This is a genomic window from Xanthomonas sp. SHU 308, assembly GCF_000364645.1.
Lineage (GTDB): Bacteria > Pseudomonadota > Gammaproteobacteria > Xanthomonadales > Xanthomonadaceae > Xanthomonas_A > Xanthomonas_A sontii.
The window spans coordinates 1-1188 of the sequence record NZ_AQOK01000082.1 but is presented as its reverse complement, the minus strand read 5'-3'; the positions used below and the strand labels follow the sequence as shown (position 1 = coordinate 1188).

At 63.6% G+C, this 1188-nt stretch carries 1 protein-coding gene; it reads right to left on the bottom strand.

The features are described from left to right. Positions 1 to 123 precede the first annotated feature (123 nt). Positions 124 to 1188: IS5 family transposase (locus tag D588_RS0103680; protein ID WP_232764215.1), on the bottom strand; the 1065-nt coding region annotated here is incomplete at its 5' end.

The following is a 1188-nucleotide window of genomic DNA, read 5'->3' as shown; positions in this document are numbered from 1 at the left end:
AGGGCACCTCGAACAACCTGCCACGACCTGGAGCCAGGGGTAGCATCTGTCGCAACGGCACCAGAGCGGCGCCTGATCGTGGTGGTTGGGAGGCTGAGGTGGCCGCTGGGCTACCTCAGCCGATCACGCTGGCACCATGGCCCGCTCCTGTAGCCGTGCCAGCCGCATCACGTTATGGCTGGCGACCTTCAGCCCGATCACCACCTTTGCCCGCGCCAAGCCGATGCAGCGTACGAACTTGCCGCCTTGTTGGGCCAAGCGCGCAAACGGGTGCTCGCCGAACACCCGATCCTTGGCAATTCGACGGTTCCGGCGCTTTGCTGCCTCGCTCAAGGGCTTGCGCGCATGCCCTTGATGTTGGATCGCGGGGCGGTAACCACGCCTTTTCAGGTCTGCTTCCCGCGCTGCATCGGCATACCCGCTATCGGCCCATACCGTGCGGCCGGTGTTGTCCGGGTCCAGCACCTGCTCGAAGTGACGGCTGTCGTGCACGTTGGCCGCGCTCACGTCGTAGCGGCGGATGAAGCCACAGCGACGGTCCGTGCTGGCGTGCAGCTTGTAGCCGTAGAACGCCACCCCATGCTTCCTGGTCCAACGTGCCTGCATATCCTTCTGCGCACGCTTGGCATCGCTCCAGTCCTGGCCGACGTCATCGCCCTGCTTGATCTGCGCGTTCTCTTCGCGCGTGTTGCGCTGGATCGGAGCGCTGACGATGCTGGCGTCGATGATCTGACCGCCGCGGGCAATGAACCCGGCACGTTGCAATTGCTCACCGATCGCCGCGCTGATGTCGCCCATCAGATCCTTGGTCTTGAGCCGCTCGCGCCACACCCAGATTGTCTTGGCGTCAGGCACCTTGCCGCTGTGTTCCAGTCCGAGGAATTGCTGGAAGCTGCGCCGATCCAGCACCTGGTACTCCAGCGCATCGTCGGAGAGGTTGTACAACTGCTGCAACAGCAGCAGCTTGATCATCACCTGCGTCGGCCAAGCCGGACGGCCACCGCGCTTGCCAGTACCCAAGGACAGCTTCGCGTCTACGGCGTGAGCAATCCCGGCAAAGTCGATATGCCGTGACAGCAGAGCCAGAGGATCGCCGATCTGCTGCCGCTTGGCTTCGCGTTCGTGGCCGGCAAACAGGCTGATCATCGTGGCGTCCTCGGCGTGTTCTCCAGACCAATGATGCCAAAG